General features: G+C 53.0%; 11 protein-coding genes. 6 read left to right on the top strand and 5 right to left on the bottom strand.

Going from position 1 to position 16,255, the window contains the following annotated elements; all coding sequences use genetic code 11:
* Positions 1-326 precede the first annotated feature (326 nt).
* The 3 genes from IPI29_04485 to IPI29_04475 all read left to right on the top strand — a co-directional run bounded on the left by IPI29_04485 (position 327) and on the right by IPI29_04475 (position 5,611).
* Positions 327-1,817 carry an ABC transporter substrate-binding protein gene (locus IPI29_04485; protein ID MBK7411796.1) on the top strand — a complete coding sequence of 497 codons (1,491 nt, stop codon included), beginning with the start codon at positions 327-329 and terminating at the stop codon, positions 1,815-1,817.
* Between the two features lie 33 nt (positions 1,818-1,850).
* Positions 1,851-2,756, top strand: a complete 906-nt coding sequence (locus IPI29_04480; protein ID MBK7411795.1) for a C40 family peptidase — start codon at positions 1,851-1,853, stop codon at positions 2,754-2,756.
* A gap of 176 nt (positions 2,757-2,932) precedes the next feature.
* A complete protein-coding gene (locus tag IPI29_04475; GenBank protein ID MBK7411794.1) occupies positions 2,933-5,611 on the top strand; it encodes a hypothetical protein in 2,679 nt (892 codons plus the stop codon).
* A gap of 17 nt (positions 5,612-5,628) precedes the next feature.
* On the opposite strand, the gene IPI29_04470 is transcribed toward IPI29_04475, so the two are convergent.
* The 5 genes from IPI29_04470 to IPI29_04450 form a co-directional block, all read right to left on the bottom strand.
* A complete protein-coding gene (locus tag IPI29_04470) occupies positions 5,629-5,895 on the bottom strand; it encodes a DUF4160 domain-containing protein (GenBank protein MBK7411793.1) in 267 nt (88 codons plus the stop codon).
* Positions 5,896-6,191: 296 nt separating this feature from the next.
* Positions 6,192-8,420 (bottom strand): ribonuclease R, encoded by a 2,229-nt coding sequence (rnr, locus tag IPI29_04465; GenBank protein MBK7411792.1) that lies wholly within the window; start codon positions 8,418-8,420, stop codon positions 6,192-6,194.
* A gap of 24 nt (positions 8,421-8,444) precedes the next feature.
* The gene (locus tag IPI29_04460) at positions 8,445-10,343 is read right to left on the bottom strand and encodes an Nramp family divalent metal transporter (GenBank protein ID MBK7411791.1); all 1,899 of its coding nucleotides are present in this window, start codon (positions 10,341-10,343) and stop codon (positions 8,445-8,447) included.
* 5 nt (positions 10,344-10,348) lie between these two features.
* The gene (locus tag IPI29_04455; GenBank protein ID MBK7411790.1) at positions 10,349-11,026 is read right to left on the bottom strand and encodes a metal-dependent transcriptional regulator; all 678 of its coding nucleotides are present in this window, start codon (positions 11,024-11,026) and stop codon (positions 10,349-10,351) included.
* Positions 11,017-13,362, bottom strand: coding sequence for a TonB-dependent receptor (locus IPI29_04450; GenBank protein MBK7411789.1), 2,346 nt, complete (start codon positions 13,360-13,362; stop codon positions 11,017-11,019). The genes IPI29_04455 and IPI29_04450 overlap by 10 nt, the downstream gene beginning before the upstream one ends.
* Positions 13,363-13,446: 84 nt before the next feature.
* On the opposite strand from IPI29_04450, the gene IPI29_04445 reads away from it, so the two are divergent.
* The 3 genes from IPI29_04445 to IPI29_04435 are packed head-to-tail and all read left to right on the top strand — an operon-like array spanning position 13,447 to position 16,231.
* The gene (locus IPI29_04445; GenBank protein MBK7411788.1) at positions 13,447-14,547 is read left to right on the top strand and encodes a Re/Si-specific NAD(P)(+) transhydrogenase subunit alpha; all 1,101 of its coding nucleotides are present in this window, start codon (positions 13,447-13,449) and stop codon (positions 14,545-14,547) included.
* Positions 14,547-14,831: an NAD(P) transhydrogenase subunit alpha gene (locus IPI29_04440; protein MBK7411787.1), complete on the top strand. Its 285-nt coding sequence runs from the start codon at positions 14,547-14,549 to the stop codon at positions 14,829-14,831. The genes IPI29_04445 and IPI29_04440 overlap by 1 nt, the downstream gene beginning before the upstream one ends.
* On the top strand, positions 14,828-16,231 hold the full coding sequence (locus tag IPI29_04435; protein ID MBK7411786.1) for an NAD(P)(+) transhydrogenase (Re/Si-specific) subunit beta: 1,404 nt from the start codon (positions 14,828-14,830) through the stop codon (positions 16,229-16,231). Before IPI29_04440 ends, IPI29_04435 begins: the two co-directional genes overlap by 4 nt.
* The last annotated feature ends 24 nt before the right edge of the window (positions 16,232-16,255 follow it).

Below are 16,255 nucleotides of genomic sequence, written 5' to 3'. Positions count from 1 at the left end.
GTAATTTGGAGCCAGTCCAGATACAATGAACCACAATTCATTGGTTTGCTCGGCAGAATTACCGAGTTTTGCAGCCGACCATGCAGCAAGTGTCAACAATCCGCCACACTGGGGTACGTCCCTTGCCGCTACGTTCTTTGACAATCGGACTTGTTATCTGCAGTTTTTTGGTTCATTCGTGTGTCGGCCACAAGCCGTCACCATCCGAGAGCAACACGACATTTTGCTACAATGAACCTGATGGGCTCCTCAGCCTTGACCCAGCCCAAGCATCGTACCGCAGTGCACTTTGGACCACTTCACATCTCTATAACGGACTTGTTGAATTGGATTCTGCGCTCCACGTAGCCCCTTGTATCGCAAGGAGCTGGAGTGTAGACCTCTCCGGGGTTGAATGGACCTTCACGATCAGAAATGACGTGTGGTTCCACCCAGACCCTTGTTTTGGCCAGAAAAGGACACGCAGAGTAGTAGCCCAAGACGTGAAATACAGTCTTGAGCGAATCTGTGACGCACGTACGAAGTCCACTGGTCTATGGGCATTCCGCACAACCATTCTCGGTGCTGATGAATTTCATCAGGCCACTCGAGCAGGGAAGTCGGGATCGATCCAAGGCATCTTCGTTGAGAATGATTCAGTTCTAAAGATCCGTCTCACGAAGCCATTTGCTCCATTCCTCGCAGTTCTTACCATGCCATACGGCTCGATTATTCCTCGGGAAGCGATCGAAGCGTATGGGGCCGATCATGGACGACATCCCGTTGGTACGGGCCCGTTCATGTTCGGTACCTGGAACCAGGATAGAGAGCTGACATTGACACGCAATCCGCGGTACTTTAAGACCGACTCCGTCGGTAGACGACTTCCGTATTTGGAAACGATACGGATCTCATTTCTGCGGGACCCAAAGAATGAATTCCTCGAATTCTCGAGAGGTCAGTTCGACCTCGTGAGTAATGTTGATGAATCATTCGTGTCAACTGTCTTTGAACCCAACGGCACTCTGCGCCCACCATACGACCGGTTTCGCGTACTCAAACGAGCCGCCAATACCGTGGAGTATTATGGAATTCTCATGGACACGTCGTTGTCAATGGGACGCACATCGCCCTTGGTTCGGAACCGTTTCCTCCGTCAGGCATTGAATTATGCCATAGACCGACATCGCATCGTAACATACCTCCTCAATGGAAGGGGCCAACCGGCACTCAATGGAGTACTTCCTCCGTCGATGCCCGGTTTCAGTTCCTCTGTAAAAGGATATCGGTATGATCCCGATGAAGCCCGTCGGCTCTTGGCTCTAGCAGGCTACCCAAACGGGAAGGGCCTCCCCACCTTGCTTCTGCAACTGGGGAACAGCCAACGCACCGCATCGATCGCCGAGGCGATCCAAGCACAATGGAAAGAGATCGGCGTAAACGTCGAACTCCGACAGGTCGATTTCCCTCAACACCTATCAATGGTGCGAGCAGGAGACCTTGCATTGTGGCGAACGAGTTGGATCGGGGACTACCCGGATCCTGAGAATTTTCTCGCCTTGTTCATTCACGCCAACATCGCTCCCAATGGTCCTAACACCACCCGGATCGACAGGCGTGACCTGGATTCGCTCTATGCCGCAGCACTTTCGCCGCGGTTATCATTCGACGAGCGCGCTGCACTCTATCAACGCATGGAACAGATCGTAGTTGAAGAAGCCCCTTGGATCTTCCTCTACTATCACGTTGTTCTTCGCGTTTTCAATCCAAACGTTAAGGGGCTCACCCTTGACGGATCAGACCGGCTTCTCCTTGAACGTGTGTTCAAGGATGGATAGTCGGCTTTACTCACGACAATAGGAGACATGCCTATGCTCAGGATCCCCGGCCTGTCTCTCCTTTGTGTCATGATCGCCATGATGTTCTCGTTCACGACCATCGTTCCAGTGGAATCGATGGCCGCATCAGCAACGAAGAGCGTTGTAAAGAAAGCCTCCCGCAAGAAGAAGAAGAGTAAGAGGTCAAAGCGTTCCAAGTGTTCGCCTACGGCCCGTGCGGAAGGAAAACGACAAGCGATCGATCTCGTCCGAACGCAGAGCCCCGAGCTCTGCCGTCTGGCCGGTATGGATTTCACCTCAACAGGTGAAGCCGTTGCCGACGCCCGCGCTCTTATCGCCACCGATGGTGAAAAGACAGACGCACTCACACCAACAGCACAGTCCTTGATGCTTGATGAAGGCGAAGACATTGCCGAACTCGAGCGCGAAGACGATGTAACGGTGGATGTGGACGGATTCAGATCCCTTTGGCTCCAGTATGTTGACGACAATGGAGCAGAGGTGACCGAAGGGGGCATCCCAAAGCAGAACATCATTGATGTTGTCATGGATTGGCTTGGCACCCGCTACGACTTTGGCGGTCAAGCCCGTACCGGTATCGACTGTTCAGCATTCACTCGCATGGTCTATGCAAGTGTTGCCAAGGTTGAATTGCCACGTACAGCCTCCCAACAATCCACGATCGGACGTACGGTATCGAAGCGTACTGAACTCCAATTCGGAGATCTCATCTTCTTCCATACCAGACGTCATGCCTACGTTTCACACGTTGGTGTCTACCTCGGCGACAATCTCTTCGCCCATGCGTCCTCGCGCTACGGTGTTACGATCAGCTCGCTGGAGTCCACCTACTACAGCAAACGCCTCATCGGGGCACGTCGCCTCACCGAGGCAGACATCACACGGCTGGCGTCGGGGACGGATACCACGGCGAATTGAATGCAGAATAGCGAATAGCGAATAGCGAATTGAATGCAGAATAGCGAATATCGAATTCGCGTAACAAGTCCGATCGTCTACGATCAATAAGAACGGGGTTCCTCAATGAGGAACCCCGTTCTGCGTTTAGGGGCACGCACCTGGGTTTGGCTGTTTCAAAAATGGATATCTTCGGTATGATGCATTCCCAGTCGATTATGCTTTGTGTGATCACCTTGCTGCTCTCGTTGCAAGTGGTTCCCAGACTTCGCGCGCAGACGACCGTTATGCCGACGTGGACGAGTACTTTTCCTGGTCCAATCCGCGCTGCGTCTGCCAATGATAATGGGGTGATGGTAGCAGTCGATTCATCACTCATCCTCCTAGATCCACGAACCGGAATTGAGATCTCTCGATTTCCTGCTTTGATTGGAACGATAGATGGACTCGCCATTTCGCCTGCTGCATCATCGTGCTACACGATCGAGACAGAGCGTGTACTAGTTGAAGGCAAACTCGTAAGCCATATAGTTGAGTATGATGTAAAGACCGGTGTACTCGTAAGAAAGACTCAGCTTCGTATCTCAGACAATTTGAAACCCTTCGCTCAGCCAGATATCCCTTTGGGGAAACTTGTACTATCTGGTGATGGAAAGTGGCTTCATAGTTGTAGACTGGATCTCGACCTTAGTCCCTATTCAGGCACTGGGACTGTTTATGATCGAATGAATGTTGCATCATTCGCGATCGTGGATTCGGCGTGGGGTCATGATGTTTCGCTACCATGGGGATCACTCAGATCGAACTATGATGGTTCGATTGTTCAAGTAACTGGGTCGAGCACATATCTTGTCAGTGATGGTAGAGGCGGCTATGCTCCTCGGGGAAACAACGGCTCCAGGATCCATATGTATGGCGGTGACTCTGTGCGCATCATTGAGCGCCAAGACCAACTTTACATAGCAGCTGGTGATCGTTGCTTTCATAACCAAAGGGATGTTTTTGAGACCACTACTCTACTCCCTATAGCGAATTGCACGCTTGCTGGGACGATCGATTTTGTGGAATTGTGTTCAAATGGCAAACACTACTTCTCTCGACCATATCAAAACAAAGGCGGCGATACATTTTCTATTCGAGAATTGACGTCTCAAAATGTAGTGTATCGCTTGAAACCAACTGTTCACATGAGGCTCTTAAGTACGGAGATCGTGCATTCTACGAATGAGTGTGTGATCATGTTGAACGACTCCAGCATTATCAGATGGGAATTTGGGTTAGAACCGGCAGAGCCCGCTCGGCTTGGTAGAATTGTGCCTGATACCGTAACTGCATCAACGTTCGTTCCCGTTCATGTGTGGACTGTCCCGATTGGTACAAAGCTTGAAGTGGTCATTACCGACAATGCCCTGCGGGGAGGGGGCGAACTGGCCTACTATGAAAGACCAGGTCAGTATACCGGTGCATATACACTCGTGTCAACTTCAGGGGATACGTCGCGAGGTACGTATGACGTTGAAGTATTTCCGCTGCCCAAAGATCCTCGTGCTAATCGTGCGTTCGCATTCAAACGATTGTTGGATTCCGACAACAACAGTATTCCGAGCCTAAGTCCAGATGGCAGATTCCTGGGCTGTTTTGGAACAGAGATAACATTCATTATTGATCTAGAACAAGGTAAAACAGAAGCTTCAATCGATCCATATCCACATCCGGTAACTGGTTGCATTGTTGATCCAAATGGCACTCTCTATACAATACGAGATTCGCTTCATCTGGTGCGATATGGAAACCGTGGTGAGTATAGCGGAATTGCCTCCATCACACTGCGATCACTTTCAATTGATGCTGGAGCTAAGGATGTCGGATTGATTTATAGGGGCTACGACAATCAATGGACGTCGAGCCTTCGCTTTTCACGACAGTGGGACAGCGCATATCACTGGATAGTTCAGATAACTCGTCAGCCTATCAAGTATGGTGAGGGATGGCCAAACTATACTCTCTACGATGGTTCAACGGGCGAGATCGATTCGTCCTTGTCGCGGGAGTGTAGTCATCCGCTTGTTCTCGGAGTTACCCTGAATCCCCTTACCCGTGAGTGGAACGGATTCGGCCACTTTACCGATGGACTCCATGTTTGGCCTCAGACGCATTTATACTCCAGTCTTCCTGGAGTCGTTTGCGACTCTATACCGGCCCCACTAGCTACAGCGGAATGGGTGGCCAACGGCGAGTTTCTCTACGTCAACGGAGAGTTTATCTACAAAAACGGTTCCTTCCAATACCTTGACGGCGAATTTTGGGATCGGTCGTTCAAACGGGTTGGGCCGGATACGGCTGTGGTAAAAGGAAAACCTTTTGCTAACCGACCTTACCTTACAAGAATCGTTGGCTCACCATCAAATGGTCCAAGTGCGCTGGAATTCTATCATATCCCAGACGGAAAGCTTGCATACTCGGTTCCCTTCACAGAATACATAACTGGCATCGGTACGGATGCCGATGGTATTGCCATCGCAATCTCGTTTGCAGACGGTACTGTGCAGATCTACAATACTGATTCATTGCTTAACGGACTTCAAACGAACGTGGACGACGTCGTTCCAACAAGCCTCGAAATTCAGGTAGCCCCCCAGCCGAGTTCTGACGAAGTCCGGATTTCCATTCCGGAATACATAGGCGAATCTGCCATCGTTCAGATCGTTGATATCAACGGATCTCTTATTCGTAGGTACATCCTGCGAGATCAGCAGATTGACATACGCTGGGATGGAAGGTCAGAGCTAGGGTACGTGGTGCCGTCCGGTGTGTATAGTGTAGTCGTCTCAAGCAAGGGGCTTGTGTCGCAAAAATCCGTTGTGATCATTCGTTAACAGCGAACAGCGAACAGCTACTCCAACGGCTTAACCCGCTCAGGTGCTAACCCGGCCTTCATGAGCTCCCAGTTCGCAAGGAGTTCGTCGCGGTGGAGCTCGATCCACGCCTCTACAAGGCGGAGCCTTGGGCGTGGGAGCGACCCTATGATCACATCGCCGGTGGTGATGTTCACTGAGGCATTGTGTTCGGCGTAACGGACATGGATGTGCGGGGTGTTGTGCTGACGCTCATCGTAGAACATCGAGATGATGAGGTCAAAGAAGACGGAAACTATAGGCATGTGATACTCCATTGGGTGGAGCATCGTTGTGTCTTCTTTCTGGTCAAACGTGACGCGTGCTTGTTCGTCTGTGTTGGGTATGATGGCCGCAAACACGTTGTCGGGATCGATATCAAAGCCGCCAGGCCATACGATCGTTCCTAATGCGGCTTTCAAGGTCGAGAAGACGGCCGGATCTGCGCAAGGGGCTAGTCTCCCGTTCATGCAGGCACTGAGGTCAGCAAGAGCATAACGTCCGGCTTCGTCGCATATGGCAATGGTGTGTCCACCTGCTGCTCGAGCCTTCTCTATGCTGATCACGATTCTCGTGTACTACGCTTCGGTGCTGATTTGGTGGCCTTCTTCTTCACTTCTTCGATCACTTCGATGGTCTCTTCGAGACCGGTTTGATCAAGGGAGAGGACAAGATCGATCATGCGTTTCTCTACGTTGGCCTTGGCAATGCGTATGCGCACAAGGGATCCGTACCGGAAGACGCGTTTGTTCTTGCGACCGTACAGCCGCATGCGCTTCTCATCCCAAACGTAGTAGTCATCATTGATGTCGCGGATGTGAAGGAGTCCCTCGATCATCAGGTCCTTCAACGTCACAAACACGCCGAACTGTGCTACACCGGTCACGTATCCCACGTGATCGGATCCGATGTGCTCACGCGCAAGAATGGTCTGCGCACACTTCACCGATGCACGCTCTGCTTCTACGGCTGCTCGCTCGGTAAGGGAACATTGATCTCCAACAATGGATGCCATCTCTCGCAGGTCATTCCATCGTTTACGATCGGGTTGCCCCTTTGCATACTCTTTCAATGCGCGGTGGACGTAGAGATCGGGGTAGCGTCGGATAGGTGACGTGAAGTGGGCGTAATCAGCAAAGCCAAGTCCGAAGTGACCGATGTTATGCTCGGCATAGACGGCCTTGGCCATGGAACGCAGGAACAGGGTGTTCACAACCGGCTTCTCAACACGGTTGGCTGCTTGAGCGAGGATGTTGTTGATCTGCACAGGGGTGAGCTTGCCACTTGGCACGTCAAAACCCAATGCTCGCACTACACCGACGGCAGCTTCCATCTTTTCTTTATCGGGCTGGTCATGAATACGGTAGACATACGGCGGTAGGTCCTTGGTCTTCCAAGTCTGCTTCAAGACATGCAGATGTTCGGCAACGGTACGGTTTGCTGCAAGCATACACTCTTCTACGAGGGAGGTTGCATCGGTGCGGGTCTTGACGATGGCACGCACAGGCATCTGATTCTCATCAAGGATGAACTTCACTTCCTGTGTTTCAAAGTCAATGCCACCGTTCTTCATCCGCAGGGCAAAGAGGGTCTTGGCGAGTTTGTGGAGCTCGATGATCAGGGCTGCATTATCACCCTTGCCCGACTCAATCACCTGCTGCGCTTCTTCATACGAGTACCGACGTTTGCTTTCGATGAGCGTCTCTTCGATCCGATAGTTCTTGCGAACTCCTTTTGCGGTGAACTCCATGAACACGGAATAGGCAAACCGTGGTTTGTTGGGAACCAGGGAGCAGATGTCATTGGAAAGGTGCTCGGGCAACATCGGTATCACGCCATCTACGAGATAGGTACTGTTGCCACGTTTCAGAGCTTCTACGTCGAGCGCTGAACCTTCCGTAACATAATGTGACACGTCGGCGATGTGCACGCCGAGCTCCATGTTTCCGTTCTCAAGTTTCTTCAGCGACAACGCATCATCAAAGTCGCGTGCATCAACAGGGTCGATCGTAACGATGAGTTCCTTACGCAGATCCGTCCTGCCCTTCGGAGCTTTTGAAGGGGGCTGAGGGTATGATGCGGCTTGTGATTCCACGCTCGAAGGGAAACTCTGCGGAAGTCGGAACTCCTTGCGGATGGCTGCGAATTCAACGGCAGCCTTGCCAGAAGTACCGAGTACTTCCTTGATCATCGCCTCAGGAGATGCGTTGGCATGTTCCCAACGCACAAACGTTGCCATCGCCTTGTCGCCGGGCTTTGCACCGTTGAGATTCTTCTCACTGATGAGGAAGTCTACATGGTACTTCGCTTCGTCGGGAATGAGGTAGTAGAACGCCCCATCATATTCGATGGAACCGCTGATCGGATGAAGTGACCGTTCAACAACGGCAACCACTTCGCCGCGAACCTTGCGGTCCTTGGGGATCGCATGAGGCCGAACAAGGACGGTGTCTCCGTCGAGAGCCGTTAGCATGTGCTGACGTCGGATGTGAACGATCGGCAACTCGGGATCGTCTGTCTTTACCGTTGCGTTGTCGTGATAGGTTGTGAGTACACCACGAAGACCTTCCGAATTCTGCATCGGTAGAGAATACCGACGTCTGCTGTGTCGCATGAGAGCCCCTTCCTCAGACATCACGGTGAGGAGGTCTCGCAAATGATCATAGTCTTCGGAGTCTGCCCGAACGCGAAGTCGCTTAGAGATGTCGATGAGTTGAACGGGGCTTTTCGACGTTTGGAGCAATTCGAGGATCTCCGAACGCAGATCACGAATGGTTGGGAGTCTTTTCATGACACAAACTTACCCTTCAAATGGCTACGACTTACCGGGAATGACCATGACGGGAGCTAGGATGCGGTGACGTACGGCATCGATGGTGGCTCCGTGGACAAGGTCCCCAAGCCCGGAATGTCCATGACCGGCCATCACCACGAGGTCAGGAGAGGAGGAATTGACAAGGTCGGGGATCGTACGACGAGGGTTCCCATACCCGATCACCACCTCTGTGTGACGTCCCGTTGCATCGATCTGTGCGGCGTATTCTTCAAGCCGGACCTTGTCGGAATGGGTCTCTGCGTCCGATGTTTCGTGACCCATCACAAGGGCACTCACGGTTTCCACCACATGGATCAAGATCACGGTGCTGGTTGAGTGACAGAATGTGACGGCATACTTCAACGCCACAGAGTCGACGTTGGAGAAGTCAACCGTAACAGCAACACGCTTGAACGTATGGACTTCTGTAAGATCAAAGGCAAGGGGCTGTTCTGCATGGGGAACGGCAACACGTGTCCGCCATGGCCTGCCCCATATCGGAACAATGGCGATATAGGCAAGCACCACCACGCAGAAGGCAACTGCGGGCAGAACGATACTCCACAGAAGAAGGGGAGAGGTTGCGGCCGTGCTGAACCATCCCGTGATTTCTGCATAGACAAGCTTTGCATTGAGTCCAACGATGATCAATGCACTGCACCATGCAAAGACCTTGGTGATCGTGCCAATGACGTGATCGCCCATTGTTGCTCGATCACTCACAAAATGGATGAGCGGGATGATGGCAAACCCTAACTGCAAACTCAACACCACCTGCGATAACACGAGGAGATCACCAACGGCATTGTCGCCGGCGATGACGATCACTGCTACAGCAGGGATGATGGCGATACTGCGTGTGAGAATGCGACGCACCCATGGCTGCATGCGAAGTCCAAGGTATCCTTCCATCACCACTTGTCCGGCAAGAGTTCCGGTCACCGTGCTGCTCTGACCCGATGCAATGAGTGCAACAGCAAACAGGATCGGTGCCATAGAGTTGCCAAGTAAGGGGGCAAGCAATCTGTAAGCATCCTGGATCTCTGTGACGTTCTGAAGTCCATTGGTGTAGAACGCCGCAGCTGCAACAACAAGGATCGCACCGTTCACAAACAGAGCAAGGTTGAGCGCGATCGCAGAATCAATGAAATTGAATTTGATGGCATCCTTAATGCCCTTGAGTGTACGGTCGAACCTCCGCGTCTGAACAAGCGCCGAGTGGAGGTAGAGATTGTGCGGCATCACTGTGGCGCCGATGATGCCAATGGTGATGTAGAGTGCTTCGTCGTTGGGGATGGACGGGATGAGTCCGGTGGCAAGCGTTGGGAGATGTGGATCCGACATCAGAACCTGCCATAGGAAGGCGATGCCGATGGTGGTGATCAAGCCGAGGACGATAGACTCCATGCGACGGACATTGCCGCGCATGATGAACATCAGGAGGATGGTATCCACAAGCGTAAGGACAACGGCCCAGCTCATTGGAATGCCGGTGAGGAGATGGACACCGATGGCCATGCCGAGTACTTCTGCAAGATCAGTGGCCGCGATGGCCAGTTCGGCGAGTCCGTAGAGCGTGTAGTTCACAAAGGGCGGATAGGCCAGACGAGATGCTTGTGCAAGATCAAGTCTGCGCACAAGGCCTAGACGTGCGCTGAGCGACTGCAACAACAAGGCGATCATGTTGGAGAGGACCAACACCCAAAGGAGTGTGTATCCAAATTTGCTGCCGCCTGCGATGTCGGTTGCCCAATTGCCCGGGTCCATGTAGCCCACGGCAATGAGATAGGCCGGACCCATAAACGCTGTGAGACGTTTCCAGAAGCCCCCTACAACTTGAGTCTCAACACTGCCGTGAACTTCTTCGAGAGATGGCGAATTGGGTTTGCTCTTTTTCATAGCGGTTATGACCTCGTAGTGCCAACATACCTGTCAACAAAGATGTGTCCGCAGATTTCGATCGAGAGATCGATGATCTTTCGCTGATGTCGGACGGTGATCGACCGAACATCCTCATTGCGCGAAACGATGCGGAGGGTAGATCCGATGCCGATTCCGTGATGGGTGAGGAGGCGGAGCATGGAGTTGTCGTGACTGCTCACACGTCTGATGATCACCGACTCTTCGCGTTCGGCATCTGCAAGTCGCTCAGAAGTTGTTGGAGGGATCCGTCCGTCCTTCGACGGAATAGGATCTCCATGCGGGTCGTACTGCGGGTCGCCAAGGATCTTTGAGATACGATCCTCGAACTCCTCACTGATATGATGTTCCAAGCGCTCCGCTTCTTCATGCACCTGGTCCCATGCATATCCGAGTGCTTCGGCCAGATATGTCTCGATCAATCGGTGGTGACGGAGGATCTCAAGTGCCACCTTGCGTCCGGCATGTGTCAGCGTCACACCACGATACGACTCGTGTTTGACAAGCTTGAGCTCGTCGAGCTTCTTGATCATACTCGTGACCGATGCCGGACTCACTTCGAGCTTGGCAGCGATATCCGACGTACTCGCCGTTCCATCTCGGCCGATCAACAGGATGGCCTTGAGATAGTCCTGCATGTTCTGTGAGAGGTTCATTGCCATGCCAGACTCATCGATAGGGTGATAGTGCGTGGACGGAGCGGACCGTAAATGTAGGATGCATCACGCAGTGGGCCGCTTTCGAGATCCGATTGATAGGCATTGAAAACGTTCACAACACCAGCCGCAATGGTAAGCTCAACGAGATCGTTGAGGTGGAGATCATAGCCGAGCTGCAAAGCCGCATCACAGAACCATGGCGTGCGGTGCATGGTGATGGTGCGCTCGTTGATCACATGCATCGGTCCGGTAACGATAGCCGATACGTCGATCGTGAACTCATCAGTTGGGAAGAAGCTTGACGTGATCGAGCCATAGACGTTCGGTGTGCGTGTGATGTATGGCGATGATACGTAAGAACCATCAGCCCCCTGCGCAAGGACCTGAGCTGTTACATACCGCGCATCCTGTACCGTGATGGCGGCAGTGGCTTCCATTTGTTTTGAGAAGGCGATGCGTGCTTCGGCGTTGATCCCGGCCACCCATGCGGCATCACCATTGGTCTTGAGAGCGATAGATGCAGAAGACCCCGGGACAGTATCCGGTGTGAGGGACGTCACAAAGGGGGCTTGCAGCAACGTTGCAAAGCCATCCAGCGTGAATCCAACTGCAGATGTGGGAGATGCAGAGTTACCATCAAGAGACATCGAGATGCTGTGAGAACGTTCCGGACGCAGTGATGGATCGATGCGGATCAATCGAGCAGAACCTTGGAGGGTAGAAACGTGCAGGTCTTCATCAAAGGCCTGAGGTCCGCGAAAGCCGGATGCATACGACGTGCGCAACTGAAGTCCCGGTGCGAGCTTGCCGATGATCGAAATGCGTGGGTTCACCACGTAGAATGTTCTGTCCTGTTGTTCAAATGATGAAGGATCGAATTGATACGTGCCTGAGATATCTAGGGCATCGAACCGAGCGCCAAGGGCAATGGAAAGGGGCGATGCAGGTGAGAGTTGGAGCTGTGCGTAGAGTCCGGTGGAGAGTGTCTGTTGATCGATGCTTCTTCCATAGCCCGGCATTTCATCAACAACATGATTGCCGGCGATCTCGAGTCCGGTGGAGAGCACCGACTGTATCCCGAATGGCTGCCACTCTTGTGACGTGAACTGCACGCCCCCTACACCGATGATATCGTTGGTAGTTCCGTAGTAGAGTTTCGCTCGCTCTGCTGCCGCTGGGTCTCCGCCTGTTCCGCCGTAGTAGCTATAGCGGATGGTTGACTGCATAGATGCATACCCGGCGATACGTTGGCGGTCTCCGCTGAACGCATGTTCATACGAAACCGCACCACCACCGATGGCATGATCAAGTTGTTCGGCGATATCTGCTTCGTGCGGAACAAGGTCAAAGTGATCGCCCCCTCGTCGGAATTCACGGATCCAATGTCCTTCTGCCGAGAACCGATCTTGTTCAGAAGCCTGATAAACGAACCGACCACCCCCTGACGCATTCCACAACTTGGGTACTTCGCTGTATCCATCGCCGTTCACATCGAAAGGTACGCGTGTGCGAGTGAGGCCAAAGAGTGTGAGACCTGTATTGAGATCATCGCTGACCCATGTGCCTCGAGCATTGATCGTTGCGTCTGGCGTACGTGCATTGATCCACGACGTAGTACTTGAGACCGATGCAGATGTTGTGAGCGGATCGCGCGTGATGATGTTCACCGTGCCTGCTATAGCACCAGCACCATACATCGCACTGCCGGCGCCGCGGATCACCTCAATGCGGTCTACCATCGACGCAGGGATCTGTTCAAGTCCATAGACACCGTTGAGAGCAGAGAAGACCGGACGGGAGTCCACTAGGATCTGGGTGTACGGACCCTGCATGCCGTTGAGTCTGACCTGCGTGAATCCGCAGTTCTGACAGTTGTTCTCTAGGCGGAGTCCGGGCTGGTAGGATAGACCTTCTGATAGCGAAACTGCCTGTGCTGCTCGGAACACTTGTTGATCACTCACCGTAACGATAACGGGAGACTCTTCGCGCGACTGTTCATGTCGGGATGCCGTGACCGTTACATCCTGTGTGGTAACGGCTCGTGACACGAGATCGACGTTCACCGACGTAAGAACAGCGGTGAGGACCAACGTATCACGTCGTTCACCATAGCCGATCATACGTGTGATCACTACCGATGTGTCCGGCATGCCATGCAAGACAACAGCGCCAGATCGATCGGTGACCGCACCTCGCGTACCCACACGCACTGTTGCACCGCGTATCGGATCGTGTGTTTCTGCATCGCGCACAACAACGCGCAGATCATGCGGGGCAGGGGCATGCGCCGTCAGCCGAAGCGTTGTGATCACAGTGAAAAGGATGATGAGAATCTTCACGGGGCAAATATAGTTTAGATATGTCTAAATCATTCATTGAAACATCAAACGAAGGGATTAGAAAAAAGTTGTACGTTTGGGGCTATGATCATAGGCGTACTCAAGGAGACTTTACCTGGTGAACGGCGTGTGGCCCTCGTTCCATCAGCTTGTCTTCAACTATCCAAACAGGGTCACGCCGTTCATGTGGAGCAGGGGGCTGGGTTAGCCGCCGGGTTCGACGATGCTGCCTATCAGACTGCCGGAGCCACTGTGGCATCCCGCAGCGAGGTCATCGCCGCTGCTGCCACTATCATCAGGGTGGCCGTGCCGAGTCCCGCAGAGATCGCAGAAATGCGCAGCGGAACATCTGTGGTCTCCTATATCTACCCGAAGAGACATCGCAATGTTCTCGACGCGTTAGCAGCACAGGGCGTCAACGCCTTTGCACTCGATGCCATGCCTCGCATCACGCGGGCACAGAGCATGGACGTGCTCTCGTCGCAGAACAACCTTGCGGGCTATAAGGCCGTGATCTTGGGGGCGAACTCCCTCGGTAGGATCTTTCCGTTGATGATGACGGCTGCCGGCACTGTTACGCCGGCCAAGGTGCTCATCTATGGTGCAGGTGTGGCCGGACTCCAGGCCATTGCCACAGCAAAGCGTCTCGGCGCTCGCATCGAAGTAAGCGATATCCGTCCGGAGACAAAGGAACAGGTTGAGTCTCTCGGCGGGAAGTTCATCATGGTAGAAGGTCTCGACAAGGTAAATATCGAAGGGGGCTATGTAGCCTCTGTAAGTCCGGAGATCCTTGCTAAGCAGAAAGAAGCCGTCGAAAAATCTCTCGTTGAGGCCGACCTCGTTATCACCACCGCGCTGGTTGCCGGCGGAACAGCTCCAACGCTGATCACGGCCGCACAGGTTGGAAAGATGAAACGCGGATCGGTGATCATCGACATGGCAACGGAAGCTGGCGGTAACTGTGAACTCAGCAAGCCGGATGAGACAGTGGAACACAATGGTGTAACGATCATCGGGTGTAATAACCTTGCATCGTCGGTCCCAACACATGCCAGTGAACTCTATGCGAAGAACGTAACAACGTTCCTTGCAGCGGTCACCAAACCGGAAGGCTTCACGTTCGACCTCGCAGACGAGGTGGTAGCAGCAACGCTCGTTACGTATAACAAGGAGGTCAGAGCATAATGGATCCCGCAACCCTCAATATGGTCTACCTCGTTATCCTGATGATCTTCCTCGGGATCGAGCTTATCACGCACGTTCCAAGCGTTCTGCATACACCACTGATGAGCGGCGCTAATGCCATTCACGGCGTGGTGATCATTGGCTCAATCATTGTGATGGGCGAAGCAACGGACATGTTCTCCATGATCCTCGGCTTCCTGGCCGTTATCCTCGGAACCCTCAACGTGGTCGGCGGCTTCGTCGTCACGAATCGTATGCTCGAAATGTTCAAGAAGAGGCAATGATGGACAGTATTCTACCGATCCTCTATCTCATCGCCTCTGTAACCTTCATCATCGGTATCAAGATGCTCGGCTCGCCGGCAACGGCACGCAAGGGTAATCTTGTTGCAGCCTTCGGTATGGGGCTTGCCATCTTTGGTACGATCTTCCTCTATAAGACGTCGACGGGCGAACACCTCGCCAATCTGCCGCTGATCTTCGGTGGACTCATCGTTGGTACCGTGGTTGGCTGGATCATGGCCAAACGTGTGAAGATGACGGCCATGCCGCAGATGGTGTCGTTCTTCAACGGAATGGGCGGCGCCTGCGCCGCGTTGATATCGCTCATCGAAGAAGCACACCGCGATCCATCAGCGGCGCATGACCCTGTTCATTCGCTCACGATCATCGCCGGACTTGTCATTGGAAGTGTGTCGTTCAGCGGTTCGATCATTGCCTTCGGCAAACTCGCCGAGAAGATCAAGGATCTTGCCTTTAGTGGACAACAGTTTCTCAACATCCTCGTGCTTGGCGGCGTAGCCGTTCTCTCGGTGATGTTCGTCCTGGGTTCACTCTCGGGTCTTACCTTCCTCCTGGTCCTCTGTGCACTTGCCCTTGCCTACGGCGTCCTCTTTGTGATGCCGATCGGTGGCGCAGATATGCCCGTTGTGATCTCCTTGCTCAACTCTTTCACGGGTGTTGCAGCAGCTTGTGGTGGATTCCTCTATGATAACATGGTGATGCTCATCGGCGGTATCCTTGTTGGTTCTGCCGGTACGATCCTTACGATCATCATGTGCAAGTCGATGAATCGTTCCTTGGCCAACGTGCTCTTCGGCGGACTCATGAGCGCAAAGGCTGCAGCCAGTGGCGGCGGAAAGACAGCCACCGGTACGATCCGCGAGGTCACAGCAACCGATGCAGCCGTATTGATGGCCTATGCCAAGCAGGTTGTGATCGTGCCGGGATACGGTCTCGCTGTTGCCCAAGCACAACACACGTGTCATCAGCTGGAGCATGAACTGGAAGAGAAGGGTGTGATCGTGAAATACGCCGTGCACCCGGTTGCCGGACGTATGCCAGGTCACATGAACGTCCTTCTTGCAGAGGCTGACGTGTCCTACGACAAACTCGTAGAAATGGAAGAGATCAATCCTGAGTTCGCAACAACAGACGTCGTCCTTGTGGTTGGCGCCAATGACGTGGTGAACCCAGCCGCAAAGACTGATCCTGATTCACCGATCTACGGCATGCCGATCCTGGATGTAGAAGCATCACGCCAAGTAATCGTTATGAAACGTTCGATGAAGGCCGGTTACGCCGGTATTGAAAACGAACTCTTCTACCGTCCGAACACATCAATGCTCTTCGGTGATGCAAAGGCATCGTTGACGGCGTTGGTGAATGAGGTGAAAGCTCTTTGAACAGCGAACAGCGAATAGCGAATA

Source organism: Ignavibacteria bacterium (assembly GCA_016707005.1).
Lineage (GTDB): Bacteria > Bacteroidota > Ignavibacteria > Kapaibacteriales > Kapaibacteriaceae > UBA10438.
This window is presented reverse-complemented; position numbering and strand designations above follow the sequence as displayed.